The sequence below is a fragment of the Tsukamurella sp. M9C genome (assembly GCF_020169415.1).
Lineage (GTDB): Bacteria > Actinomycetota > Actinomycetes > Mycobacteriales > Mycobacteriaceae > Tsukamurella.
In genome coordinates this window covers 1-1772 of record NZ_JAIULG010000095.1, presented here as the reverse complement: position 1 = coordinate 1772, position 1772 = coordinate 1, and the positions used below count along the sequence as shown (strand labels likewise).

Here is a 1772-nt window from a genome sequence, read left to right as displayed (position 1 = left end):
TGGCGTCGGTGGCGATGGTCAGGGCGGTGTCGAAGCCGAAGGTGACGTCGGTGCAGTCGATGTCGTTGTCGATGGTCTTCGGGACTCCGACGACGGGGACGCCTTCGTCGGCGAGCCACGACGCGGCGGTGAGGGTGCCTTCGCCGCCGATGGGGATGAGGACGTCGATGCCGTTGTCGTCGAGGGTCGCCTTGATGCGGTCGAGGCCGGCGAGCAGGACGTCGGGGTGGGTGCGGGCGGTGCCGAGCATGGTGCCGCCCTTGGTCAACAACCGGTCGTTGCGGTCGTCGTTGGACAGGTGGATCCGGCGGTCTTCGAGGAGGCCGCGCCAGCCGTCCTGGAATCCGACGACGGCGGATCCGTAGCGGGAATCGCTCGTGCGGACCACCGCGCGGATCACCGCGTTCAGGCCCGGGCAGTCACCACCACCGGTCAACACTCCGATGCGCACTTCTTCCCCTTCGTCGTGGGAACGAGGCCGTCCGGCCGTCGTCGTACTCGACTCATCAGACGCGGATCGGAACGTTTCGACAACGACCGCGCCCATATGGGCGCACACCGGCAGCCGGACGATCTACGCTGAGGGTGGCGGAGGTCCCGCCCACGACGTTGTTCAGGAGGCACCGATGGGGTCCATGGGGCCGGCCGAAGTCGTCCAGGCCGCCGCCATCGCGCGACGGTTCTACTTCGACGGGAAGTCGAAGATGGAGATCGGCGCCGAGTACGGGCTGTCCCGGTACAAAGTGGCCAGGATCCTGGACGCGTGCCTCGAATCGGGCCTGGTCCGCATCGAGATCAACACCGATGCCGCGGTCGACGCGGACCTCTCGGAGCGGCTGCGCCGCGCGTACGGGTTGCGACGTGCGCTGGTCGCCACCGGCTCGTTCACCGACTTCGACGGCCTGCGGCACGGCCTCGGACGGGTCGCTGCGGACCTGCTCAGCGAGGTCGTGACCGAGTCGGACGTGCTCGGCGTCGGCTGGGGGCGCACCCTGGACGCGATGGCGCAGCACGTCCGCGACCTGCCGCCGTGCACGATCGTCCAGATGTCCGGCGTGGTGGGCGACGTGCAGGCCAGCTCGGTCGACCTGGTGCGCCAGCTGACCTCGGTCTCCCGCGGCCCCCAGTACCCCATCTACGCACCGCTGATCATGTCGGACCAGCGGATGAAGGCGGCCCTCGCCCGCCAGCCCGGCGTCGCCACCGCGATGGGCCTGTGGAAGCGGATCACCGTGGCCGTGGTCGCGGTCGGCAGCCTCGATCTCACGGGATCCCAGGTGTACGCCATGCTGTCGGATCAGGGCCGGGCGGAACTGGATTCGCTCAGCGTCGCGGCCGAGCTCTGCGCCATTCAGTTCGACGCCGCGGGGCGCCCGGTGCGCACGAACTACAGCGGGCGCACGCTCGCCATCTCGTACCGCGAGCTGAGCGCGGTCGACGAGGTCATCGCCATCGCCGGCGGACACCAGAAGGTGGAGGCCATCCGCGCGAGCCTCATCAGCGGGGTCGTCACGTCGCTGGTCACCGACCGCGAGACCGCCATCTCGCTGCTGCGCGTGGCGCCGGCCGAATCGGCGGATCGCGCCTGATGCCCATATGGGCGTGACGGTTGTCACCCCGATCCGGGGTGCATACGTTCCGTCCTGTGACTCGTCGAACCAAGATCGTCTGCACCCTGGGCCCCGCTGTCGGAACCGATGAGAAGGTTCTTGCTCTCGTCGAGGAGGGCATGGACGTTGCGCGCCTGAATTTCAGCCATGGTGAGCACGCCG

Annotated in this window: 3 protein-coding genes; 2 read left to right on the top strand and 1 reads right to left on the bottom strand. The window is 68.9% G+C overall.

The genetic code is table 11. The annotated features are described in order from the left end of the window. Positions 1-451: 6-phosphofructokinase (locus LB823_RS23515; RefSeq protein ID WP_224652179.1), on the bottom strand; the 451-nt coding region annotated here is incomplete at its 3' end. Positions 452-626: 175 nt separating this feature from the next. Between LB823_RS23515 and LB823_RS23510 the strand changes: the two genes are divergently transcribed. Next, the gene (locus LB823_RS23510; protein WP_224652178.1) at positions 627-1589 is read left to right on the top strand and encodes a sugar-binding transcriptional regulator; all 963 of its coding nucleotides are present in this window, start codon (positions 627-629) and stop codon (positions 1587-1589) included. Between the two features lie 56 nt (positions 1590-1645). Further along, a partial coding sequence (locus tag LB823_RS23505; protein WP_146436822.1) for a pyruvate kinase occupies positions 1646-1772 on the top strand: 127 nt, incomplete at its 3' end.

Excerpts from the sequence above, each read along its gene's own strand:
- LB823_RS23510 (WP_224652178.1), top strand. The coding sequence starts at position 627 with ATGGGGTCCATGGGGCCGGCCGAAGTCGTCCAGGCCGCCGCCATCGCG.